The organism is Cryobacterium sp. TMT1-19, assembly GCF_004403055.1.
In the GTDB taxonomy this organism is placed as follows: Bacteria; Actinomycetota; Actinomycetes; order Actinomycetales; family Microbacteriaceae; genus Cryobacterium; species Cryobacterium sandaracinum.
On record NZ_SOHB01000013.1, the window covers coordinates 1 to 22287 of the forward strand.

The following is a 22287-nucleotide window of genomic DNA, read 5'->3' on the forward strand; positions in this document are numbered from 1 at the left end:
ACTTGATCGGTCTTTCCAAGAATCACGCGGTGGCCGCCTTACATCGGTGCAACACGCCCATCAGGGCCGGGGGTTACACCACGCTATTGGACGCAACCGACCAGAGTGGCCCCACGGCTATGGGATTGTGACTGGGCTCACATACAGCGATACCTGCAGGGGCTCCCCAGGGGCAGCACTGCTTAGCGACAACTGATAGTCATAGCCGTCCGCAACGCCAAGCCCGGTGCACAGGATGGCGCGCCCGAAGTTGTTCGCTGGCCGTTGACACGGCCGATCCACGGTCAGGGTCACGTCCGCCGCAGCAGCGATCTGCTCCAGGTCTTTGGCGGTCACCACCGAGTCCGCTTGCGCTTCCCACCTCCGGGAAATGCTTGGACATGGGTTGGTACTCACACACAGGAATTGATCGCGTCGGACAATGTCGTCCAGCACCTTCCAGTCCGCAGGAATCGCCAGTCGTGACACCTGCGCAACGAGTTCCTCGGTGATCCTGTCTTCGAAGGTCCTGACAATGATGGAAGCGGCGACAGCAAGGACGACAATGCCAATCAAAATCGCACCAAGAATCTTCTTCACGCTGTCCCCCGTTGACAGAACCTCCGGCCACCATTCCCGCCGGCCGCTGCTGATTGCTGTTGCCAGCAGCGTATCTGGTGGGCGGGCTTCATGTCACCATCAAGGCGGTCACTGCGGGTCTGTAAGTCATAGTCAAGTCGCCCAGGCCTGACAACGCCGGAAGTGGGAACAGGGCACAGGTAGACCTGCATGGTTCGGGTGCGGTGTTGACAGCCCTGCAGCGCAACCGTAAGACGGACGTTTCCCGGCACGCGTCTTGCGCGAAACGGGGGAGCGGTTGCTGATCAAGACCAGGGACCGCAAGGGAACCCTCACTGCGCCCGCGCGGATGACTGTCGAGGTCTATCGAACCTTGCGTGTCAGTCGAAAGCCGAATGGGTGTGGCCCAGCGAAAAACCAGACGAGCGCACCGAGCAGAGGGGCGAACACTACGCCGGCTATCCAGACGACTCTCTCCAGGCCTGACAGGTCGTTGGTTCGGGCAATCTGCATCATTGCGTAGGCAATTGCCGCGACGTAGACGACGGCAACGACCGACGCGAGCACGACTGCGAATGCGGCTTCAGTGTCCATGACGGTTCCGATCGTTCGGTTACTTCAAGATATTGCTCGGATGCAGAAACATCCGCGGGCTGTTGGTTATCTCATGAGTTGTCGGACGCGATCGGGGATCATTGTGACGCGGCTCGGCAGGTCAACGGCGGGGTATAACTTGTCGATGCAGGCTTGCCAGTATTCGATGTGCTTTTTGTCGAGCCAGTGCTCGGAGTTTTCGACGGCGTCGCCGTCTTTGCCCTGGACGGTGTACCAGTACATGTAGTCGACACCCTCGATGCACTCGGTGAAGATGGATTCAACGTACATCCGCTCTCCTTCCAGAGTCACGAGTACGTCGCGCATGTCGTCGTTGAGGAAGGCGATCCATTCCTCGACAATGCCGGAACAGTTGAGCTTGACGCGGAATCGTGACAGTTCAACCTGCATGGCCTCAGCATAGGGACCCGCCTCCAGCGAAGGATCCCGAACGCGGCAAGCTGCCTTGTTGACCGAACCACTTGGCTCGTCGGACCCGGTATTCCCAATGTGCCCGTAACTGCGTGCGATGCCTGCCCGGCGGTGAAGTAGTCTCTGGGGATGACAAGGCCCGGCCACAGCCCATTTCCCTGGATTCCGGCCGCCGTCGCCGCCGCGTGGTGGGTCGTGTGCGCCGGCGGATTCGGCTTCCTGACTTGGTTCGCTCTGGTCCCCAACGCCTTCGTGAAGCACCTCCTGCCGGAAACGATTCCGCGCAGCGTCTGGTTCTGGTCCTGGCCGTGGATCGCTCTCGCCCCCCTTGCCTCGGCCGCCGTCGTCTTCGTGGTTTACCTGTTCCTGGCGCGCCTCATCGTCGACCGGACCGACGGATCGCGCACAGCCCGGTTCTTCGCCCTCTGGTTTGTGGCCGTTCTGACCGGCTTCCTCGCCACCCTCCCGTGGGTGATCAGCGCAATCGTTGCGGCATTCCCGCCGTCCCGCGCCGCATTCGTGCTCGACCCGGCCGGTGAGTCCGTTCTCCTCAGCGGGTACTGGGGGATCGCCTGGGGGTGGTTGCCGGCCCTGTTCGCCATGCGCCGCGCCCGGGTGCGCGCCCAACCGGCCCACCCGGCTCAGCCGGGCGCGGATGCCGTCCCGGCGTCGGCCGCGCCCGGCCCGTTGCGCACGCGCCCGCTCGCAGTTCTTGGCAGCATCGTCGTCGTCGCCGTGATTCTTTCCGGTTTGGCGGCCGTTACGGGGAGCCGGGCCGCGCGGCTCGATGCGGCGGCGGAGANGTTCTTGGCAGCATCGTCGTCGTCGCCGTGATTCTTTCCGGTTTGGCGGCCGTTACGGGGAGCCGGGCCGCGCGGCTCGATGCGGCGGCGGAGAACGCCCGCGCCAATGGGCACACCCTCGGCTCCGTACCCGACCCGGATGTCCCGGTCACGCCGCCGCCCACCATCGCACCGGCGGCGGCCGAGCCCGCCGCCGACTGGTGCACGCCCGACCAGGCGGCGCTGCTACTCGGAGACTCGGACGCGGCCATGGGGCACCGCACCTTGTCGATCCAGGCGATGAACTTCACCGACTCCCCGTGCACCCTCAGCGGCTACCCCGACCTCGCCTTCGCGGACGAGAGCGGGTCGGCCCTCGACGTCACCCTCGTGCCCGGCGGAACGTTCATGACCACCGACGAGGGCCCCGTGCCCATCGTGGTTCCGGCCGGCGGCTACGCCATCGCCCGACTCGGCTGGGGCGCCATGGCCACAGCGGATGTCCCCACGACATACACGCTCTACGCAGCGCTCTACCCAGGCCTGGTTCGCGGTTCCTGGCCCAGCACCCTCGACATCGTCGCTGGCGGCGAAGTCTCCGTCACGGCCTGGTCGCTCACAGACGCCAGCCCAGACCCCCAGCCCTGAACCGGAGCCCGTCGAGACCTGAGCGTCAAAACCTTGGGAAACTTTGAACGGTTGGTCTGAGCTTTCGCAGTGCCGATTCAGACAGAGCGATCGGTGCGTGCGGTAGCGACTTCGGACGAGCCACCTTGTCCGTCGGGCCCGCGGCTGGACCGGCGATGCGGCCGACTGCCATACTGGGCTCGGCGGGGAGAGGACCTGGTGCCACGACTGGCGACATCCGTTCTGGGGAGCATCGCTCTGGTGCTCGGACTTGTGGCCTGCTCGCCCCCGACAACCGAGACTCCACCGGTCGACACGGCCGTCCACACGGATGCGCCGGCCCCGCCCGACCGTGCGGCCGACGTTGTCATCCCCGACGGTGTCATCGGCACGGCCGAGCTCACGTCGGCCTCGGGAGACAACACCATCTCCGGAACCGTCGTCGTCACGGCGGGTGGGGGCGGATTCGACGTCGCACTGAAGGACTTCCACTCGGACGTCCCCGGAGGCTTGCAATTTTCCTTCAGCCCCTGGTCGGAGACCACGACCTGCCTGGCCGACACGGACAGCTTCTCGTTCGGCAACCTCTCCACGGACGCCGATCAGCCTGGGCTGAGCATGGGCCCCAGGGACTTGTCCCGGGGCGACCCCAGCTACTACCTGACCGCCGTCATCACCGCGACCGATCCGACCACGACCGATCCTGACGGCTGCGTGCTCACTCCCCGGGCGGTCGGCACGATCACCTGGGACGTGCCGGACACCCGCCCCGGGCTGCTCGCCGTCGATACCGGCGTCCGGTTCGGCGCCGGCGGTGCCACCGCTTCAGCCGATGGTGCCCCGCTCTCCTACCGTGCGGTCGCCGGCGACACGCTCAACGACATCGCCGACCGCTTCGGCATCACGGACGACGACCTCGGCTTCCTCAACCCGCTCACCAGCCGCCAGTTCCAGGCCGGCGACGAGCTGAACCTGCGGGTGGCGCTGCGCGGCGGCGCCTCAGTCCCGCCGCCCTCGGGCTGAACGCCGCTCCAAGGTATGAACCGCCGCTGTCGTCCCGCATCGCCAACGATCGTTGGAACTTGGCCGTTCAAGCCATGGTTGACTGATCGGCATGGGGAAGCAGTGGAGCGGGGGCACATGGCTGGCTATGGCTTTCACGCTTTTGGGCCTGTCGCTGGTGTCGACGTTCTTTGCATTTGTTTCCGGGTTCAATTTTGACCCCGACGACTATCCCAGCTCGTATTACGCTGCCCGGATTCCCATGCATCTGGGCGTGATGGTCGTGTCTGTACTTATTCCGGTGCTTTCTGCAGCTGCAGCCGTTTTTTCCATTGTTGCGACGCCACGCCGAACGTTGAGGATCGCGACCTCGGTGATTGCGCTGATTCTGGCATTGTCAGCTGTTTGGTTGTGCTGGGTGCTTGGGATCGAGGCGATCCAAGAGGCCATCGCCTTCGCCGACCACGTCCCTTTTTAGGTGGATCGGCTTACGGGCACCGACGGGCCATTGCTCCACTCGGTGTCGTAGGTCTTCAGTATCATCAGCACATGGCTCAATGCACAGCTCCAAGAGAAGGCCACCGCACTGCAAGCGGTCGCGCGAACTGCCCTGCATGCTCCTCCGGCTATGGGCGTTCTTCATACTCGCCGCCTCGGTCGTACCCGTCCTACCCCACACCGGCCGCGCCTGTGCGTAGGAGTGGGAGCCTGTCGGGCAGTAGCGGGGGCGGGGGACGTGGTGTCGCCCGTCCGGCTTGGCAGCCCAGCGGGTCGACTGCCTCGTACACGCAACAGCAGGTGCGCGACCTGGAGTCTGTCCGCGCGGCGACTGTCTTACGGACTCAGGTGAATGACGTGTTCCTCTGTCACGCCTGGCCCGACCGTCAGGCGGCCGCGAATGACGTCTACGAGTTGCTCCTCGGAAAAGACGTGTCGGTGTGGTTCAGTGAGGTGAGCCTGCGACCTGGCACGGACATGCGAGTAGCCATCGACCGTGGATTGGTGAGTTCCCGCATGGGGATCGTGCTGGTGACGCCCGCCATGCTCGACAAGCTGCGTACCGACCGCAGCATTGCGAGCAACGAGCTCAGCGCTCTGCTGCGCCGGAGCCTCTTAGTGCCGGTCATGCACGGGGTGACGTTCGAGGAGCTCGACCAGGTCACCCCGACACTCGCGTCGCGTGGTGGATTCAGTACGGCCGAAGAGCCCATGGAAGACATCGTCGTGAAGATTGCCGAGCTGGTCGGAATCGTTACGGAGGAAGAGGCCGACGAACTCAGCATGAAGTCGGCCGGCAAGTAGCGCTGAGTGGCAAGCCTCCACGACGCCTCGATGGCCCAACCAGGAACAACCCGATGAACCAGCGCCAATGCTTACCGGCCGGTTAATGACATCGGCGTCGTGCCCGTAAGCCGGAGGGTCAGCGGGCGGTGCTGCCCTGCCCCTACCTGCGGGGTGAGCCGTGCACGGCCGCGTCGGCTGTGCCTCCCGCCCGGCAGCGTGGGCCCGCGAAGTAGTGCCAACGGCGTATCCTGCGCGCTACGCTGCAGGCACGGCGGGGCCGAGTTCATTGGGGGATGGTGTGAAGGTTCTGGGTGCCGTCGCGGCCGGGCTGATGGCCTTGGGTGTCGCCGCGCTTCTCGTGGTGTTCGCCCTGGAAAACCGGGTCACCGAAGTCCTCGCGGAGCAGTCCGCGCAGCTGGCTGTCCCCGCCGACTGGGAGCAGGTGAACGACGCGGTTCGCCGCGAACAGTTTCTGTGTATGAGCACGAACCCGTGCCCGAGCATCTCCCGGCGGTGGGTGACGGACACCCCCGTTAGCGTCCACGACTTGGAGCGCATGGCGACGGGCGCGGGCCTCAGATTCTCGGTGGAGGGCACCTGCCAGTGGCCGCCGACGGCGTTCTCCGAAACGGGGGTTTGCACCTTGTACGGTGTACGCAGTGAGAACCACTACCAGGTCTGGGTGAGCGACCGTCCGCAGGAGCCCCAGCAAGTGTCACTGGAAGTGCGTCCGAACCGCCCCTACCTCACTCAACCTCAGGGGTGAGGGACTCCACCTTGTCCCGGAGGGTGGCGACTTCGGTGCGGAGCTGGTGCAGCTCGTAGGCCCTTTCGTCGCACCCTCTGCGGGATTGGGAAGCCTGCAGCGTCATGCGAAGCTTGGCGACGTGAGTGAAAAGCTGGATGGCGGATTCGATGGCGGCGCGCTTCTCATCGATGGAACCGTGCGCCGCGTTCCCGGCACGTGGACCCCGGCCGTGAATGCCCTCTTGCAACATCTGGCCGACAAAGGGTCTATCGGGGCACCGCGCCCGCTTGGGACCGACGCACAGGGTCGGACTGTCGTTAGCTTTCTCGAGGGTGCGACCGTCGGTAACGTCCGCCCGTGGCCGCGTTGGACGCACAGCGAAGAGGCGCTCCTGGACGTCGGCGACTGGCTCAGGCGCTACCACTCAGCAGTCGCCGACTTTGTCCCGCCCGCAGGCTCGATGTGGCGCGAAGGCCAAGTATGGGAGCCGGGCCTGATCATCGGTCACAACGATGCGGCGCCCTACAACGCGGTCTGGAATGAAGACGGACTGGTGGGTTTCGTGGACTGGGACATGGCCGGCCCGACCACGCACGCCGGGGACCTTGCCTGGGTCGCATTCTCCTGGGTCCCGCTCCACGCTCGACAGCTCGTGCTGGAAGAAGGATTCATTGCGTTCGGCGAGCGGCGGGCACGCCTCGAGTCCTTCCTTCGGGCCTACAAGTGGGATGGCACTGCCAGCGACGTTCTGGAGCTCATCCGTCAACGAGTGCAGAGGCAACTCGACATCATCCGCTCAGTGGCGGCTGATGGCGATGCGACCTACCAGCGGATGCTCGCCCACGGAGTCGACCGGAATCTGAAAGCCGCGTTGGGCGATCTCAGCACTGTTTGACACCTCGTCACAAATCCAGGCTCATTGCGGAACTTGCGGTGTCGCCGCGGTGAGGAGTCCGACGATGCGCCTCTTCGATCTTCAGCCTTTGGTGGCCGGTGGGAGTGCTTTGGTGTGCAGGAACCTGTATGTAAGTCCGCTTGCTAGTCCGTAGCCAGCGAAAAGGATCCCGTTCCCCAGAGCGTCGAATTCAGCAGTGAACAAGGCGACGCCGAGCACTACCGTGAGGGCTGCAGTCACCGCCCAGTATTTGCCGTTTTTTATGTGATCGCTCCAATAGATGGTCGCCGCCTGCGGCCGCTCCGCAATGCTCGGGAAGCCTGATTCTACGAGCATGCTCTAGTCCGAATCACTTGCTCAGGAGGCGCGCTCAGTCACCTGCGAAGCAGGCGTTCGAGGGACCTCGACGGACGCAGATTCGGCGCCACGTCGTCGAGGCCCCGAAGTTTCGGGGGAGTAGCGGTTGGGAACGACCTAGGCTGGCGAGCATGACGGTTGAACAGGTTGAGCAAGGGCCGCGCCGAGTCGCGCGCACTGTCGAGGTGCCGGCTTCGGCCGACGACGTCTTCGCGTTGGTGGCTGATCCGCACCGTCACGGTGAGCTGGACGGCTCGGGCACCGTCCGCGACACGGTGTCGGGGCCGCAGCGGCTCAGCCAGGGCGCACAATTCTCGGTAGCGATGAAGCAGTTCGGCATCCCGTATCGCATCACCAGCACGGTGACGCGCTTCGAGGACGGTCGGCTTGTGGAATGGCGTCACCCAGCGGGCCACCGGTGGCGCTGGGAACTCACGCCGCTCACGCTCACGTCTACGCGCGTCACTGAGACGTTCGATTACAGCACCGTCCCAGCCATGCAGGGCAAGGTCTTCGAGCTGCTCGGCTTTCCTCGGCAGAACGCCGCCGGCATCGAAGCCACCCTGCGCCAACTCGCGTCGCGCTACGCCCGCCCTTGACGTGACGGTGCTCACGTCCTGACCGGACGCCGAGACCCCCGTCTGCACGGTCGTACGCCTCGCCAGATGCTGCCAACGGTGCGGCCGGGAGGGCGCAGCGACAGGGCCGCTGGGGAGACAGCAGCACACGACGAGCTACTCCCACCCGCTGGAGTACGCAAACGAGCCGCCAGCGCCGCGACGCCTTCCTTCCACGTGGCACCTTCGGCACTCGTCGTTGCGGTGATCGTTGGTGTTGCGAGACGTTGATCCACAGTGAGAGGGCTTGGAGGCACGAGGGTTCACTGTCGGCGGCCGATCTTGGAGTGCCCGGCTTGAACTGGCGGATCCGCCAAATCTGTCGAACTTCCGCCAGGCACTCTCGCGAGTTCAGGCTGCCGGACTCAGCGTTTCCTAATTGACTGTGACCTCCTCGGCCGATCTGTATGAGCTGGAAAAGACAAACAACACCGACTACCCATTCACGCCAGCCACCCCGCACGAGCTGTTGGATGCCGATGCCACTCGAGACCTCTGAAACCGGCGCTTTCGCGTGTTTGGCGCGTACGACCGCGACGAAATGGTCGGGGCGACCCTCAACGCACATCGCGATCGCCACGTGGAGACGGAATGCATGTCGGTGTTGGCCAGTCATCGAGGCCGCGGAAGCCCTAGCTATGGCGTTGGCTATCCACTTACGTGCGGGCTCCGGCGTGCAGGGCGATCGAGTCGCCGGCGCCCACGGTAGCGGTGAAGGTTCCGTCAGCGGCGACGAAGTAGCTTGGGCCCGAGCAGGAGCCGCCCGCGCCGGGGTCGCCGTGCTGGACGTCGCAGTAGCTTCCTGCGGGCAGGGAGGTCTTGAACGTCTGGCTGATCGCGCCACCCTCGTGGTTGATCACGACGAAGCCCCCACTCCCCCGACCGAAGGCGATCGCGTTGTTGCCGTTAGACCACCAGTTCGTCACCGAGGTGCCCGTCACGGTATTGCGGAAGGCGACCATGTTCGCGATCTGCCGCCAGGCGTGCTGGCACTTCCAGCCGTCGCTGTAGCAGGCGTTGACCGTGCCGCCAGTCGGCGGGCCGGCATCCGTGTTGGTGAATTCATAGCCCGAGTACACGTTGGGCGAGCCGTAGGGCCAGGCGAGCATGAAGATGTTCGCGAGCGTGTAAGTGTTGCCGTCCTTGTAGCTGAGGGTCGAGCCGTTGCGCTCGGTGTCCCAGTTGTCTACGAAGACCCGCGCCTTGTTGCTCGCGAGATAGCCCCAGGACTCGCCCCATGTGTTCAGGTAGGCGATCTTGTCGCTGGTGAACATGCGTTTGAGGTCGAAGGCCCCACGGAATTCGTCGACATCGCCGGTCGAGGTGTATTCGCCCGGCTGGACCGCCTCGTTCCCGCCGGCGATGACCTCCTGCGCCCAGTAGACGCTCGAGTTGGTCAGTTTTGCCTTGATGGCGGAGAGGTCGGCCGCGGCCATGTGCTTGGCGCCGTCGATCCGGAAACCGTCGACGCCGAGGGCGCTGAGGTGGTTGAGGTACGCCGCGATGGTGGACTGCACGTAGGTGCTCGCCGTGTTGAGATCGGCGAGGCCGACGAGCTCGCAGTTCTGCACGTTGGAGCGGTCGCTGTAGTTGGTGATCGGGGTCCGGCAGGAGTGGAAGTCCTGGTTCTGGTAGTAGCCCGGGTAGTCGTACTTGCTGTAGACGGTGCCCCCCGTGCCCGTGCCGGAACCCGCGCTCATATGGTTGATCACCGCGTCGGCCACGACCTTGACACCGGCGGTGTGGCAGGTGCTGACCATGCTCGAAAATGCGGCCTCGTTGCCGAGTCGCCCGGCGATCTTGTAGCTGACCGGCTGGTAGGAGGTCCACCACTGCGAGCCCTGGATGTGCTCCTGGGCCGGCGAGACCTCGACGAATCCATACCCCTTGGGACCGAGGGTATTCGTGCAGGCCCGGGCGACCGATGCGAAGGACCACTCGAAGAGCGTCGCCGTGACGTCCTTGGCACCCGGCGGACTCGCATCCGCCCGGGGCGTTGTCACTCCTACATCGAGGCTCAGGGTCAGGACTAGGGCCAGGCCGGCCACCGCTGCAAACAACGGACGGGTTGATCTGCGCACGATGAAACTCCTTGTCGCGCGCGCCAGCGGACCACGCCGACGCGCTTCATTGGGAACGGGCGATTGCGAGCGGGCCGCGGAAGCGGAACCCGGTAAACGAGGTACTAGACCCTCGAGTTACGCTACTGCAAGCGTTTGCAATAGTGCAAGCGCATGCCGAGGAATTGTGCGCCAGCCCCCTAAGACCACCCATCGAAACCCTCAAGAGGGTCCGCTGCTGCCGGGCCGGGTTGGGCCCGAATCGCCAAGTTCGGCGAAGAGATCGAATGGAGCGCTCTGAACCAGGTCGTCCTCCTGCGAAGGCGCATTGCGAAGCTTAGTAGCCGGGTCGCGCCGAGGGCTTCTCGGCGGTCCACCTCAACTTGGGCACCGTCTCCATGCGAAATGCGTCACTGTGCGCACGGGTATCGCGGGTGCGCGTCGCGGGAATAGCGCCATGCTGGACACCACGCCACGGTGAACCTCATCCGGCAGGGATCGCCATCCTGGTGCACTTCGAGCTGACTATTTGAATCGGTGGGACGAGTTCGCGGCACCTCGTTTCCTGGCGCGCGACAGGCGCCACGGCCAAACGCTGCGCAGGGCGTCGCTGAAGGGCTGGTGCGACTGGCAAAGTGCAGGACAAATGAAAAACTCCGGGTCCGCCAAGGCGAAGTACCGGAGTTCCCAATTCGTGGCCCAAGTAACATGAGACAGCGGTCATCAAGGGCTTACATTACAGTCTTAGCTTGGAGGGCGCCCCGTGGCAACGACATCGAGCGAGGGGCACTGGATAGAGGAATGGCTCAGCATTGGCCGGTTCTCCACCTACCTCGCGGCCGCCGGCCGATCTCGCTCACGAGCGCTTGAGCTCTATGAGTGGAACGCAAAGCTGAGCGCGGCTTTCTTGCACGATTTGAGCCATCTGGAAGTCGGTCTGCGCAATGCGTGCGATCGCCAGCTTGCAGCGGCAACTCTCCCTGGTGACGCGCACTGGACGGATTCGGCCACACTGATGACATTGTTTCCCGTTGTGATGAGATAGGACGGGGCCACCGGCCGTTCGCGCGACGTCTACAAGATCGCCCGAGGCAACGTCGAGCGGGCGCGGATCAACGCAGTTTGACGCATCGGCCGCGCTGCGAGATTTCCGAAACAGAGTGGCTCACCACGAGAACATCCTCAACGGTTCTGAAAGCGAACGGCGCCGAATTGTTTACGTCATCCGGTTGCTCTCTGCTGACGCGCTTGCTCACTTCAAAGCCAACAGCGAGGTAGCCACGATCCTGGCTGGCCGACCGTAGGGAAGCTTCTGAGACCAGGGTGAGGCGTCCTGACGCATCCCCGGGCAGCATCAGTCATCTAATTCTCGGTGTCTCGCAACTAACGATGAATCCGCCGCCTATGGAATACGAGACGCTCGGCCAGCTCTTGGTGCGCTCGCGCAATGGCCTCGTTCCGTCGGCCAGTTGCCAAGATGTTGGCCGCGTCCAACCATGAATTAGAACGAAGGCGCTGCGATACGCTGGTTCATAAGCCAAGTGACACGGGGTGCTCCATCTGGAGCTGAGATAACACCCGTTGAACCTGATCTAGTTAGTACTAGCGAAGGGATGTCGCGCAAATGCGCACGCCAGAAGAACTTATTTCATTCACCTGTTCAGCGCTTGACGAGGTGCGGGCCCGCCCTCCCCTCGTGCAGTGCCTCACCAATAGCGTCGTTGTGAACTTCACCGCTAACGTGCTGCTGTCGCTCGGTGCGGCGCCCGCGATGGTCGACATTCCGGGCGAGGCGGGCGCGTTCGCGCGGATCGCATCTGGGCTGCTCGTCAATCTCGGCACGCCCACCGCCGAACAACGCGACGCGATGTTCGAGGCCGTCACAGCCGCGAACGATGCTGGAACACCGTGGGTGCTCGACCCCGTTGCCGTCGGTTTCCTGCCCGTGCGCACGCCGCTGGCCTTCGCCCTTCGCGACCTGCGACCCACGGTGGTGCGCGGAAACGCGTCGGAGATAATTGCGCTGGCAGGCGCCGGATCCGGCGGCCGCGGGGTGGATTCATCCGACGAGGTGGATGCCGCCCTGGCCGCGGCGTACGCGCTGGCCGGGATGACCTGTGGGGTGATCGCCGTCTCCGGTCCTGTCGACATCATCACGGATGGCCGTGAGCTGGTGCGCATCGACAACGGGCATCCGTTGCTCACCCGCATCACCGGCGGGGGCTGCGCCCTCGGCGCGGTCATGGCCGCGTTCGCCACGGTCGACGCCGACAGGTTCGTCACCACGGTGGCCGCGGCCACGGTGTACACCGTCGCGGCCGAGCTCGCGGCAGAGTCCGCCACCGGTCCGGGCAGCTTCGCTGTCGCCTTTGTGGACGCCCTGGCCACCGTCAACGCGCAGGACATCGCACGCCGGGCGGTGCTCCGATGAACCTTGACCTGTCGCTATACCTGGTGACCGACTCGGGGCAGGCCGCGGCGGCCGGGCGCAGCATCGTGGACGTGGTGCGGCACGCCGTTGCCGGAGGCGTGAGCGCCGTGCAGGTGCGTGAGAAGGAGACCGCCGGGCGGGAGTTCCTCGACACCGTGCTGCGCATCGCGGATGTGCTGCCCGACACCGTGGCGCTGATCGTGAACGACAGGGTCGACGTGTTTCTGGCCGCCCGTGCCGCCGGGCGCCGGCTGACCGGGGTGCACGTCGGGCAATCCGACCTGCCCGTCGGCGCGGTGCGCGACCTCGTCGGGGGTGAGGCGGTGATCGGGCTCAGCGCATCGACGGATGCCCAGCTGCGCCGCGCGGCCGAGGATCCTGCCCTGATCGACTACGTCGGCATCGGCGCACTGCACGCCACACACACCAAGAGTGACGCGCCCCCTGCCCTGGGGCTGGCCGAGTTCGCTCGCCTGGTCGGGGTCAGCACGCTGCCGGCCGTGGCCATCGGGGGGATCGGCCTGCACGACCTGGCCGCCCTCCGTGAGTGCGGGGCGGCGGGCGTCGCCGTGGTGTCGGCGATCTGTGCGGCGCCGCACCCCGAGCCGGCCGCCCTCGAATTGCGGGCAGCCTGGGGCGCGACGGCATGACCGGGGCATCCCCCCGCATCGCTCGCGTGCTGAGCATTGCTGGTACCGACCCGACCGGCGGAGCGGGCATCCAGGCCGACCTCAAGAGCATCGCGGCGAACGGGGGCTACGGCATGGCCGTGGTGACCGCACTGGTCGCGCAGAACACCCACGGTGTGCGCTCGGTGCACGTGCCGCCGGTCTCCTTCCTGCGCGAGCAACTGCACGCCGTGAGTGACGACGTCGACATCGATGCCGTCAAGATCGGGATGCTGGCCGACGTTCACGTCACCCGCACCGTGAGCGGGTGGCTCAGCCAAGTGAAGCCTGGGCTCGTAGTACTCGACCCGGTGATGATCGCCACCAGCGGTGACCGCCTGCTCACCGAGGATGCTGAGGAGGCTCTGCGCGACCTGCTGAGCGTCGTGCACCTGGTGACGCCCAACATCCCGGAGCTGGCCATCCTTGTCGGTTCTCCCGTGGCGACCAGCTGGTCGGCGGTGCTGCGCCAGGCGCAGCACGTCGCCGAGACGTACGGGGTCCTCGTGCTGGCCAAGGGCGGACACCTCGCCGGTGACCTCGTACCAGACGCCCTCGTCGGCGCCCACACCGTGCGGGAGTTCCCCGGGCTGCGGATCGACACCCCGAACACCCACGGAACCGGGTGTTCTTTCTCCTCCGCTGTCGCGACCCGGGTAGCGGCTCGGGCCGGCATGGCGGGGCCGAGCCTGGCAGATTGGGGGGACGCGGTAGCCGAGGCGAAACTATGGTTGACCGAGAGCATCGCCCACTCTGGCGACCTGCAGGTCGGCTCTGGCCACGGACCGATCCAGCATTTTGCCGGCCTGTGGCAGCGCGGCGGCCTGCACACCAGCCCCAGCCCGGCCCAGGTCGCCGAGGAATGGTGGCACGACATCCGTGACATCCGCACCGACACCGACGAGCTGCCGTTCATCCAAGCGCTCGGGGACGGCTCCCTGAACCGGGACGCCTTCATCTGGTACCTCGCCCAGGATGCCCTGTACCTGCGCGACTACGCCCGGATGCTGGCCGTCGCGAGCCGGCTCGCCCCGACCGCCACCGAGCAGGCGTTCTGGGCGGCCAGCGCGCACGGCGCGATCGCCGCCGAACTCGACCTGCACTCCAGCTGGATCGCCGAAGAGACCCTGGCCGGCGTGCAGCCCAGCGAGACGACAACGGCGTACCTCAACCACCTGTCGACCGCTGGCGCGAGCGGCGACTACGGCGTCCTCGCCGCGGCGCTGCTGCCGTGCTTCTGGATGTACCAGGATGTCGGCACGCGGCTGCATCCGCTCTCGCACGACGCGCATCCGTACCGCAGCTGGCTGGACACCTACGCGGATGAGGAGTTCGCCGCTTCCACCGCACGTGCGATCAAGATTGTCACCTCCACCGCAGCCGCAGCGGCTGAACCGGCCCGGCACCGCATGGCCCAGGCGTTCCGCGCCTCGGCCGCGCACGAGCGAGAATTCTTCGCCGCGCCCCTGACCAACCCCCGGTAGGAGTGCAAGTTCCTCCGTTCGCCCCGTTACTTTCTTCGTATCCCTTGATCGTGTAGTTATGTGAGGGTGTTGGGCTCGAGCAGCTTCTTCATCCCCGGCCGCTCAATCCCGGTCTTACTCCCGGACGTGACATCGGCGAACACATCTCGCTTCTGCACCCCGGCGGCGATAAGCGCATCCAGCTGGAGTTGAGCGTCCTGGCTCGAAGTGCTGATGCGGGTGTAGCCGAGCAATCTCATACGCTCCATTTTGCCTCGAAAAACCCCAACCAGAACGGTGAGATATGAACTGTGATGAGATGACTTTCTGAGACGTTCAGTCACCCCGAGATCTAGCGGGAAGTGACGAGCAAGATCCAGGCTCGCTTGGTGTCTTGGAAAGCTGTACTTTTTCGAGACGTTCCGCGTCGCGCTCAGGGACCGGTAAACGGGCGCTGGATGCTGTTAAAGGTCTGGCGAAGCCGGCCCAGGTTTCGTCGCCCTATGTCCAAGCAGCGCGGTGTCTGTATTCCGCGAACGTTCGCTGTGAGCCGCGGTTACCATGACGGTATGCAACCGAAGCAGCCACAGTCGTTTGATTCCCGCCTCATCCCATGGGAGACGGTTCACGACGACGGCACGAAGTCCGCAACACTCGTCGGCTCTCGTGAGCCAGGGCACATGTTCACCTACGCGTTTTTTATCCCCGCGGGCGTATTCGACGCCCCGCACCACCACATCGCCGACGCGCACCTGCACGTGGCCTCCGGCGAACTCATGCTCGGATACGGCACCTCTTTCATCAAGGGAGACGCGGATCGCTTCCCGGCGGGGTCGTTCTTGTTTGTGCCAGCTCACGCGATCCATTTCGATGGGGCCGAAGAGGACACTGTACTGATCGGAACAGCGACCGGGCCATGGAACACGCAGTACTGGTCCTGAGAGCAACGGTTGCGACCGTTGAGCACCTGCCGCATCAAGACCCTATCGTCGCATTTAGAGACGGGCAGAGTAGACATACGCCGGTCGATGAGGCGATCCGTGCGACCGGCGGAACGGTCTGATCACCACTGTTGAAGGATCGGCTTACGTGCGTTGGGGTGACGTTCAGCGCTGCGAAAAGGCCGCCATTTGGCGCCGCGATTCACATTCGAGACCGTCCCATTCCCGGATGCCCCACCCGAGAAAATGCCCGGTAAAGGGGGGATAAACGGTACCCGACAGAAGCATGACCTGCATGCTTATCGGCTACGCACGCGTATCCACCAACGACCAAGACCTCACCGCCCAAAAGCACGCCCTCGCCACCCTCGGCGTCTCACTCCAAAAGACGTTTACCGATCAGGGCTTTACCGGAACTAACCGGGCCCGGCCAGGTCTTCGCGAAGCGTTAGCCGCCTGCCGAGCCGGCGATACCCTCGTCGTGACCAAGCTCGACCGGCTGGCACGGTCGCTTCGCGACGCGAAAGACATCGTTGACGATCTCACCCAACGTGAAGTGAAGCTCAGTATCGGTGGTTCCGTTCATGACCCCACCGATCCGGTCGGCAGGCTCCTCTTCAATGTGCTCGCGATGGTCGTTGAATTCGAGGCCGACCTGATCCGCGCACGTACTCGCGAGGGGATGCAGGTTGCCCAAGCGGATGGTGGGCTCCGGGGCAAGTAACCCAAATTGTCTCCGGCGCAGGAGGAGCACCTGGTCGAGGTCTACCAGCGAGGCAACCACACGACCGCGCAAATCGCTGAACTCTTCAGCGTCGCCAGGTCCACGCTCTACCGGGCAATCCAGCGAGCCGGGGACACCGCCGCTTGAACGTGCGTTGTGCAGAGGAGTACGGGCAAATGGGCGTTTTGTACAGAGGAGTACGGAAAAGCCACTGTTTACACTCGCCTGCACAACCCCGAAAACACGCAGGCCGTTGTGCAGACGAGTTCGGAAAATGACAGCTCCTAGGTGTGTCATAACTAACGATGGGTATCGTCATTCAGCCAGTAGGTTATGCGACGCGGTTACGAGAATCGCCGCGCCGCGAGATTCCGGCGATCTGCAAAGGCGAAGAAGGGGAGTCGTGAGACGTCTTGTACCCCTAGGGTTATAAGACACAAGGTGCCGTGCTTGTACTCGTGCGTTTGGCGTCCCGTCAGCGGGCCTAATATCGGGCGAGTCAAACGGACACGTCGCGATCCGCCAGCGTCGGAATCGCCTGGCTCCGGGCAAGTGCCCGTTGAGGAAGCCTGTTCGGTGAAACGGAGGATCGTCGCACGATGGCTCTTCACATCAACGAAGCGCCGCAGGCCTGCCGAGATTTACATGCTTCCAGGGACTTGGTCGCCCCATTCTGGGGGCTGACGGTAGGTGCAGCAGGGCCGTAGCGTGTGGCCATCTGCCGTAGTCACACTAGGGCTGGTGGTATCGCCATGAATGCGCTGATGAAGGGGAACGGATCTAGGTGTCCGAAACTGTACCTACAGAGCGCACCTGGCTCCACCTGCTCTGGGCTCTTCCGATTCCAGTGTTTGTGAGTTCGGTCCTGCTGATCAGCGCGCTTTGGGACTTCTGCGGTATCAATGGATGTACAGGTGGAGGGTTCGGAATCAGTCGGGATATCGGCGGCACGATCGGTAACCTTGCGCCAATTCCATTTCTTATCGGACTCCCCATTCTCCTCGTGCCCTGGTCGCCCAAGCGCGGAGTCCGGGCGGTTGTCGCTCTCGTGACCGGAGTGGCTTTCGCGGGTCTCGGATTCGCAATTCTCGTGTCGATGGCCTCGTAACCCCGGACACAGATAGCCTCATTCGCTGGAGCTCTCGATGGTTGTCAAAACATCCATGTGTCTCGTAACCAAAGCGCCTCCCATGGGTTTCGAAACTGTTGGGTAGCGAGGGCTAGTGGTGGAAAACGCAGCCGAAGGCGAATCTCTTCCGGGTGGGGTAAGCGGGGCGGCCCGGTCGATATGAGCGCCAGGGTCTTCCCGTTGTGCGGGTGCGTGCGTTCAGGGTCCGGCATACGGGCAGCGCGACAAGGCGGGGTGATGGTGCCATTGACAATGAGTTAGGCCGACGTGCCCCGTTGCGCAACTCCGCCGGCTTGGGTTTTGGTGGTGAGGTAGCGGCGGTGGGCGGTGATCACGAGGGCGAGCCACGCTGCGCCGAGCGACCAAGCGACCACGACGTCGGTGAACCAATGATGGCCAAGATAAACCCTGCTCAGCCCCATGGTGAGGGCGAATGTCACTGCGGCCGCGATTGTGAATGCTCGCGCCCGTTTTGAGCGCTGACGCAGGATGATGAGATACGTGACAACCCCGGCGATCACGAGGGCGTTGAGGGCATGTCCACTGGGGAATGATGCTGAGTACTCAAACGGAGGGACGGCGTCAGTCAGCGGAGGACGGGCGCGGGCGATGAGTTGTTTTCCTGCGATGGTCATCAGAAGGGAATCGGCGGCGGCGGCGGTGATTAGGATCACCGGCGTCCATGACCGGCGCTTGACGCCAGGATGATGATGGCCAGCAAAGCAAGAATTGGCATACCGATCGGACCGCCAACATTCGTGTAGGCCGTGATTGCCGCATTCAGGGCCGGTGACCGCATTGGCCTTGACCCCGGAGAGTGGACACGGGTTAAGCGGCGAGTTGGATCTCTGCGGCCTGTGACGAGTATTGCATTTCGAAGTCCACTGGCGTGACGTGCCCGATCGAGGAGTGCCGGCGGCGGCGGTTGTAGCGGTCCTCGATCCAGTCCGCGACGCCGCGGATCGCGCGGGCTCGGGTGGGCCAAACCCGGCGGTAGTAGAACTCGGTTTTCAGGGTCGCGAAGAAGCTCTCGGCCATGGCGTTGTCCCAGCAGATCCCGGTGTATCCCATCGATCGGGTGATGCCGTTCTTGGCCGCGAAGAGAGTGATCTGTTCCGACGCGTACTGGGTGCCACGGTCCGAGTGGAAGATTACCGTCGCCGGGCGGTCCCCGCGCAGAACCATGGCCATCGTGAGGGCATCCTGGATGAGGTCGGTGCGCATGTGGTCCGCGATGGCCCACCCGATGACGCGGCGGCTGTGAGCGTCGATGACGGTCGCCAAATACACCCATCCCTCCCACGTCCTCAGGTAGGTGATATCGCCCACCCAGACCTGGTTCAGCGCCCCGGTGTCCCACTGGCGTTTCACGGCGTCGACCGGGTACGCGTCAGTGTGGTCGATGATGGTGGTCGTCTTCCACTTCTTCGGACAGATGCCCGCCAATCCCAGGCGGCGCATGGTCGCGGCGACGGTTTTGCGGGAGATGATCTCCCCGTCCGCACGTAAATCGGCCAGGATCCTGGGGGCGCCGTAGACCTCGTCGGAATCGCCGTGGAAGAAGGCGACTTTCTGCTCGATGTGCACCCGGCGAATCGACGCCGGCGATGGTGCCCTGCCGATCCAGGCGTAGTAGCCCGAGCGGGAGACCTCGAGGAGGCGGACCATGCGGGTGATGGTGAAGTTGGTCTTCTCCGCCAGCATCAGTTCGAACGCTTGCCGTTCATATCCGATGCTTCCTGGGCGAAGAAGATGGACGCTTTTTTCAAGAACGCCCTGTCCCTCTTCAGGTCCGCGTTTTCCTTGCGTAGCCGCAGCAGTCGGCCCGTTCAGACTCCGTCACCTCGGTCTGCCCAGTCTCGTTGCGGGCCTTGAACGCGGTCACCCAGCGGCCCAGAGTGGCCTCGTTGACTCCGAGCTCGCGGGCGACAGTTGCGACAGCCCTGCCGGTGGTTAAAACCAGCTTCACGGCCTCGTCTTTGTACTCAGGAGTGAACTCCCGACGTGATCTTGCCATAGTGAACATTCTCTCTTGTGAGGTGTCCACCCAACGGGGTCAGGGCCACCTGGTCATGACGGCGTTCAGTAGTGGGTGGTCGAGTGCAGCAACGCCATCACCTTCTGTCACCGCCTCGTATACCTCGGTCGACACGGCGGTGAGAGCGATCGCGATAAGAGCACCGATCACCAAGGTCATAATCAGCGCCGCATGCGGGCCCAATCGACTGCTGACCCAGCGGGTGGCCCGCGCGAGGCGACGGCCAGAAGAGGTCCGCCAATTGGTGAGGTCGAGCCCGCCGACAAAGCGGTCGGCTCGCCGCTCGCCTTGGCGGGCTGCGTCTTCACCTGGGGCGTCCTTCTTGTCGGGCTGAGCGTTCATGCGTCACTCCTGGGGATGCTCTTATCGTTCCGGGTGCCTCGCTGCACGCGTCTGATGATGAGGAGCACGATAACCACTCCAATGGCGGCATAGACGGCGTAGTTGAGGAATTGCGAATACTGGTCGATGAGTGCGTACTGGGTTCCGAGGGCGCCACCCAAACCGATGAGAAGAACGTTCCAAAGAGCGCTTCCGGCGATGGTGAAGATGCTGAAGGTCAGCAGATTCATGTGTTCCGCGCCGGCGGGTAGGGAGATGAGACTGCGTACTCCAGGGATGAACCGTCCAAAGAACACCGCCGACCTACCGTGGCGGGAAAACCAGCCAGCGGCCTTTTTGAAATCCCTTCGGTCGACTAACGGAAGCTTCGATAACCAGTAGATGGATCGTTCCAGTCCGATGACGGCGCCTAAGTAGTAAAGAAGGAGACCGCCGACATAGCCACCTAATGTGCTTGTGATGACCACGAGCAGGAAGTTCAGTTCGCCCCGTTGGGACAGGAACCCGGCCAAGGGAAGAATGACCTCGCTCGGAATGGGCGGGAAAATTGTCTCCGCAAAGGTGAAGAGACCAACACCCCATTCGCCGAGATTAGCCATGAGGTCCGCTGCTATACCGACGATTCCAGAGAGACCGTCGGTTGCGGTGGATGCGGGCAATAGTTCGATCATTCAGTCTCTTATGAGTTGTAGTGACATTCGAGAGCGTTCTTTTTCGCGGCAGCCCAGGCTACGCGGGAGCGCTTTCTTATAAGAGCGGGGCTATGTTGAGGAAGTGGCCCCATAGAGTGCGTATCCTCCGACGATGAAGCCGATGTAGATGAGGATGAGGAGTGCGCCAGCCCAGCGTGGTAGCCGGCGGGCGAGGAGCAGGGCGGAGATCAGCACGATGGTGCCAACGGCGACCGGAAGGTAGAAATGCAGTGTCGCAGCGCCGACGGGTATGGGAGCGACCAGAGCGATCACGCCGGCATTTAAGAGAAAGAATGCAAGCACCGAACCGAGAACATTGCCGACGCTGATCTCACCGTGCCCGCGAAGTGCGGCAGGCACGGTGCGGGCAACTTCCTCCGCGCTGAGCGCCAGGGCGACGACGGTCATGCCGACCAATGTTTGGGACAGCCCGAACCGGGAGATCAGGTCGGTTGCGCCAGTGACAAGTATTTCGCTGGCGACGATCACCATGATGATCGACACCACCAGGAGAGCAGTGGACTTGCCCTTGCCCAGCCGCTCAGCCTTCACCATTTCCTTCGCAATCTCACCGGACGCCCTGATCGTCAGGCCACGCCGGGACAGCCAGATCAAGTACCCGACTGCGGCGACGTATCCGACGGTTAGGATCGCCCCGTCGACCCGAGACAAGATCCCGTCAAGAGCGAGCGTGCCGAAAAAAAGCACCGCCACAATCGGTACCGCGAGGACCTGCCGGGGGACCTGCTCAAAACGCATCGGCGCAACAACCCCGGCGATACCAAACGCCAACGCCACCGCAACCATCGCGGAGCCGAGGATCGTGCCCAACGCGATACCGCTATCGCCGCCAGCCGATCCGACCGCACCAACCGCGAGGTTCTCCGGGTCGAAGCCGAGAAACACTGCGCTGACCAGAAAGGTCGACAACCCGAAACCTCGGGCGAACCCCACCGTGCCCCTAACAAGCTGTTCGGAGAAGAAAACCACAAGGACCAGACCCACGACCACCAGGCCGATGGAGAGCCACATTAGGAATCCACCGTCGTATCTGTCGTCATGGCGGCCGCGCCGTCTTCTCCATGCTCGAGTACCATTCCGGAAAACGTCTCATAGGCTGCCTCGCACCGGGCAATAGCGTCACGGGCGTGTGTACCATCAGGGGCGTCGAAGAAGTCCCGCCGCGCCACCCGCTCAAGCCAACGGCGGAGCCGATCGAGGTTACTCTCGGTGTCCTCGAGCGCGGCGAAAGAGAAGCGGGAGCGTCCGGTTTCGCGACGAAATTCCTCCAGCAGCGCTTCGCACTGCTCTGTGATCTCGGCGTAGTCATGCCCGCGCTCGGCATTGAACCGGTCCTCAATGGAACGTTCAGTGTGCTCATCGATCCCCTGAGCGACCAACACGACGGCCGTTCCGTCGTTATCGAGGATCTCGGCCGCGAGCCTCTCGAACAGCGCGCGGTGCTCGTCGCGATTCGGCAGCGCGCACACGGAATCCTGCAGGTACAGCGCACCGGCAGCCTTGAGCTGGCGCCACACCGCCACCCGGTGCCGCGACGGATCCCGTCGCGCCCGGTACGTCAATAACACCCACGCTTGGTTCATGTAACCATGGTTACCACAGCTAGTCCGGCGACACAAGGAAGGGCCGAATCCGCCGGCTCACTGCGAGGACTGCAGTATGTTCACATCATTCCCAGACGAAGGCCAGGGATGCCCTCCCCAGATTAGACGATCACGGGACGATGACCCCCTGTCTGGATGTTCTTATGCCGCCGTGCTGGACTGGTTGCGAGGGGTCCCTCGGTCAAGTCCAAATGTGTGGTGTAACGCGTCTGCCGCGTGATTCTTGGATTTCTAGGCGCTGAGGGCGCCGAGTTCGGTTGCGGGTTCCTCCTTCTCGG

At 63.8% G+C, this 22287-nt stretch carries 22 protein-coding genes, 3 pseudogenes and 1 riboswitch; of the genes and pseudogenes, 13 read left to right on the forward strand and 12 right to left on the reverse strand.

The features are described 5' to 3' along the window. Nucleotides 1-117 precede the first annotated feature (117 nt). The 3 genes from E3T40_RS03235 to E3T40_RS03245 form a co-directional block, all read right to left on the reverse strand. Nucleotides 118-579 (reverse strand): hypothetical protein, encoded by a 462-nt coding sequence (locus E3T40_RS03235; RefSeq protein ID WP_104195058.1) that lies wholly within the window; start codon nucleotides 577-579, stop codon nucleotides 118-120. A gap of 342 nt (nucleotides 580-921) precedes the next feature. After that, entirely contained in the window at nucleotides 922-1152 is a 231-nt protein-coding gene (locus E3T40_RS03240; RefSeq protein WP_104195057.1) for a PLDc N-terminal domain-containing protein, read from the reverse strand. Nucleotides 1153-1218: 66 nt separating this feature from the next. Further along, the gene (locus E3T40_RS03245; RefSeq protein WP_104195056.1) at nucleotides 1219-1563 is read right to left on the reverse strand and encodes a DUF6176 family protein; all 345 of its coding nucleotides are present in this window, start codon (nucleotides 1561-1563) and stop codon (nucleotides 1219-1221) included. Between the two features lie 866 nt (nucleotides 1564-2429). On the opposite strand from E3T40_RS03245, the gene E3T40_RS03250 reads away from it, so the two are divergent. From E3T40_RS03250 to E3T40_RS03275, 6 genes are all read left to right on the forward strand, one after another. Then, nucleotides 2430-3014: a DUF4232 domain-containing protein gene (locus tag E3T40_RS03250; RefSeq protein ID WP_166786556.1), complete on the forward strand. Its 585-nt coding sequence runs from the start codon at nucleotides 2430-2432 to the stop codon at nucleotides 3012-3014. Between the two features lie 198 nt (nucleotides 3015-3212). Next, a complete protein-coding gene (locus E3T40_RS03255; protein WP_134542643.1) occupies nucleotides 3213-4016 on the forward strand; it encodes a LysM domain-containing protein in 804 nt (267 codons plus the stop codon). 127 nt (nucleotides 4017-4143) lie between these two features. After that, nucleotides 4144-4473, forward strand: coding sequence for a hypothetical protein (locus tag E3T40_RS03260; protein WP_134542644.1), 330 nt, complete (start codon nucleotides 4144-4146; stop codon nucleotides 4471-4473). 377 nt (nucleotides 4474-4850) lie between these two features. Next, nucleotides 4851-5297, forward strand: coding sequence for a toll/interleukin-1 receptor domain-containing protein (locus E3T40_RS16655; protein WP_198411915.1), 447 nt, complete (start codon nucleotides 4851-4853; stop codon nucleotides 5295-5297). 280 nt (nucleotides 5298-5577) lie between these two features. After that, nucleotides 5578-6045 carry a hypothetical protein gene (locus E3T40_RS03270; RefSeq protein ID WP_104195051.1) on the forward strand — a complete coding sequence of 156 codons (468 nt, stop codon included), beginning with the start codon at nucleotides 5578-5580 and terminating at the stop codon, nucleotides 6043-6045. Between the two features lie 85 nt (nucleotides 6046-6130). Continuing rightward, on the forward strand, nucleotides 6131-6922 hold the full coding sequence (locus tag E3T40_RS03275) for a phosphotransferase enzyme family protein (RefSeq protein ID WP_198411916.1): 792 nt from the start codon (nucleotides 6131-6133) through the stop codon (nucleotides 6920-6922). Between the two features lie 81 nt (nucleotides 6923-7003). Here the strand turns inward: E3T40_RS03275 and E3T40_RS03280 are convergent, their stop codons facing one another. Beyond that, nucleotides 7004-7258 (reverse strand): hypothetical protein, encoded by a 255-nt coding sequence (locus E3T40_RS03280; protein WP_104169242.1) that lies wholly within the window; start codon nucleotides 7256-7258, stop codon nucleotides 7004-7006. 152 nt (nucleotides 7259-7410) lie between these two features. Between E3T40_RS03280 and E3T40_RS03285 the strand changes: the two genes are divergently transcribed. Further along, on the forward strand, nucleotides 7411-7878 hold the full coding sequence (locus tag E3T40_RS03285; protein WP_198411917.1) for an SRPBCC family protein: 468 nt from the start codon (nucleotides 7411-7413) through the stop codon (nucleotides 7876-7878). A gap of 674 nt (nucleotides 7879-8552) precedes the next feature. Here E3T40_RS03285 and E3T40_RS03290 read toward each other — a convergent pair. Further along, nucleotides 8553-9977, reverse strand: a complete 1425-nt coding sequence (locus tag E3T40_RS03290; RefSeq protein WP_233194156.1) for an alpha-amylase family protein — start codon at nucleotides 9975-9977, stop codon at nucleotides 8553-8555. A 742-nt stretch (nucleotides 9978-10719) separates the two neighbouring features. On the opposite strand from E3T40_RS03290, the gene E3T40_RS03295 reads away from it, so the two are divergent. From E3T40_RS03295 to E3T40_RS03310, 4 genes are all read left to right on the forward strand, one after another. After that, the gene (locus tag E3T40_RS03295; protein ID WP_134542645.1) at nucleotides 10720-11001 is read left to right on the forward strand and encodes a hypothetical protein; all 282 of its coding nucleotides are present in this window, start codon (nucleotides 10720-10722) and stop codon (nucleotides 10999-11001) included. A gap of 492 nt (nucleotides 11002-11493) precedes the next feature. Next, a riboswitch (TPP riboswitch) is annotated at nucleotides 11494-11587 on the forward strand. Then, nucleotides 11581-12387: a hydroxyethylthiazole kinase gene (gene thiM, locus E3T40_RS03300; protein ID WP_104195048.1), complete on the forward strand. Its 807-nt coding sequence runs from the start codon at nucleotides 11581-11583 to the stop codon at nucleotides 12385-12387. It overlaps the preceding riboswitch by 7 nt. Continuing rightward, nucleotides 12384-13037: a thiamine phosphate synthase gene (gene thiE / locus E3T40_RS17490; RefSeq protein WP_104195047.1), complete on the forward strand. Its 654-nt coding sequence runs from the start codon at nucleotides 12384-12386 to the stop codon at nucleotides 13035-13037. The genes thiM and thiE overlap by 4 nt, the downstream gene beginning before the upstream one ends. Further along, complete coding sequence (locus E3T40_RS03310; protein WP_104195046.1) at nucleotides 13034-14539, forward strand: bifunctional hydroxymethylpyrimidine kinase/phosphomethylpyrimidine kinase; 1506 nt, start codon at nucleotides 13034-13036, stop codon at nucleotides 14537-14539. The genes thiE and E3T40_RS03310 overlap by 4 nt, the downstream gene beginning before the upstream one ends. A 74-nt stretch (nucleotides 14540-14613) precedes the next feature. Here E3T40_RS03310 and E3T40_RS03315 read toward each other — a convergent pair. Then, nucleotides 14614-14778, reverse strand: a pseudogene (locus E3T40_RS03315) (recombinase family protein); the annotation flags it as partial. A 309-nt stretch (nucleotides 14779-15087) separates the two neighbouring features. Between E3T40_RS03315 and E3T40_RS03320 the strand changes: the two are divergent. Continuing rightward, nucleotides 15088-15459: a cupin domain-containing protein gene (locus E3T40_RS03320; RefSeq protein ID WP_104195045.1), complete on the forward strand. Its 372-nt coding sequence runs from the start codon at nucleotides 15088-15090 to the stop codon at nucleotides 15457-15459. Between the two features lie 286 nt (nucleotides 15460-15745). Beyond that, nucleotides 15746-16330, forward strand: a pseudogene (locus tag E3T40_RS03325) (recombinase family protein). A 1239-nt stretch (nucleotides 16331-17569) separates the two neighbouring features. Here the strand turns inward: E3T40_RS03325 and E3T40_RS03330 are convergent. The 6 genes and pseudogenes from E3T40_RS03330 to E3T40_RS03355 form a co-directional block, all read right to left on the reverse strand. After that, nucleotides 17570-17986 (reverse strand): phosphatase PAP2 family protein, encoded by a 417-nt coding sequence (locus E3T40_RS03330; RefSeq protein WP_370287859.1) that lies wholly within the window; start codon nucleotides 17984-17986, stop codon nucleotides 17570-17572. A 154-nt stretch (nucleotides 17987-18140) separates the two neighbouring features. Continuing rightward, a pseudogene (locus E3T40_RS03335) lies at nucleotides 18141-19338 on the reverse strand (IS3 family transposase). Nucleotides 19339-19368: 30 nt separating this feature from the next. Further along, nucleotides 19369-19692 (reverse strand): hypothetical protein, encoded by a 324-nt coding sequence (locus E3T40_RS03340; RefSeq protein ID WP_104169514.1) that lies wholly within the window; start codon nucleotides 19690-19692, stop codon nucleotides 19369-19371. Next, a complete protein-coding gene (locus E3T40_RS03345) occupies nucleotides 19689-20363 on the reverse strand; it encodes a DedA family protein (protein ID WP_134542646.1) in 675 nt (224 codons plus the stop codon). Before E3T40_RS03345 ends, E3T40_RS03340 begins: the two co-directional genes overlap by 4 nt. Nucleotides 20364-20453: 90 nt before the next feature. After that, nucleotides 20454-21416: a sodium:calcium antiporter gene (locus tag E3T40_RS03350; protein ID WP_104195044.1), complete on the reverse strand. Its 963-nt coding sequence runs from the start codon at nucleotides 21414-21416 to the stop codon at nucleotides 20454-20456. Continuing rightward, on the reverse strand, nucleotides 21416-21988 hold the full coding sequence (locus E3T40_RS03355; protein WP_134542647.1) for a Chromate resistance protein ChrB: 573 nt from the start codon (nucleotides 21986-21988) through the stop codon (nucleotides 21416-21418). The genes E3T40_RS03350 and E3T40_RS03355 overlap by 1 nt, the downstream gene beginning before the upstream one ends. Nucleotides 21989-22287 lie beyond the last annotated feature (299 nt).

What these genes read in the sequence shown, in the direction of transcription:
- E3T40_RS03240 (WP_104195057.1), bottom strand. Translation starts at nt 1,152, where the DNA reads ATGGACACTGAAGCCGCATTCGCAGTCGTGCTCGCGTCGGTCGTTGCC.
- E3T40_RS03245 (WP_104195056.1), bottom strand. Translation starts at nt 1,563, where the DNA reads ATGCAGGTTGAACTGTCACGATTCCGCGTCAAGCTCAACTGTTCCGGC.
- E3T40_RS03260 (WP_134542644.1), top strand. Translation starts at nt 4,144, where the DNA reads ATGGCTTTCACGCTTTTGGGCCTGTCGCTGGTGTCGACGTTCTTTGCA.
- E3T40_RS03280 (WP_104169242.1), bottom strand. Translation starts at nt 7,258, where the DNA reads ATGCTCGTAGAATCAGGCTTCCCGAGCATTGCGGAGCGGCCGCAGGCG.
- E3T40_RS03285 (WP_198411917.1), top strand. Translation starts at nt 7,411, where the DNA reads ATGACGGTTGAACAGGTTGAGCAAGGGCCGCGCCGAGTCGCGCGCACT.
- thiM (WP_104195048.1), top strand. Translation starts at nt 11,581, where the DNA reads ATGCGCACGCCAGAAGAACTTATTTCATTCACCTGTTCAGCGCTTGAC.
- thiE (WP_104195047.1), top strand. Translation starts at nt 12,384, where the DNA reads ATGAACCTTGACCTGTCGCTATACCTGGTGACCGACTCGGGGCAGGCC.
- E3T40_RS03310 (WP_104195046.1), top strand. Translation starts at nt 13,034, where the DNA reads ATGACCGGGGCATCCCCCCGCATCGCTCGCGTGCTGAGCATTGCTGGT.
- E3T40_RS03320 (WP_104195045.1), top strand. Translation starts at nt 15,088, where the DNA reads ATGCAACCGAAGCAGCCACAGTCGTTTGATTCCCGCCTCATCCCATGG.
- E3T40_RS03340 (WP_104169514.1), bottom strand. Translation starts at nt 19,692, where the DNA reads ATGAACGCTCAGCCCGACAAGAAGGACGCCCCAGGTGAAGACGCAGCC.
- E3T40_RS03345 (WP_134542646.1), bottom strand. Translation starts at nt 20,363, where the DNA reads ATGATCGAACTATTGCCCGCATCCACCGCAACCGACGGTCTCTCTGGA.
- E3T40_RS03350 (WP_104195044.1), bottom strand. Translation starts at nt 21,416, where the DNA reads ATGTGGCTCTCCATCGGCCTGGTGGTCGTGGGTCTGGTCCTTGTGGTT.
- E3T40_RS03355 (WP_134542647.1), bottom strand. Translation starts at nt 21,988, where the DNA reads ATGAACCAAGCGTGGGTGTTATTGACGTACCGGGCGCGACGGGATCCG.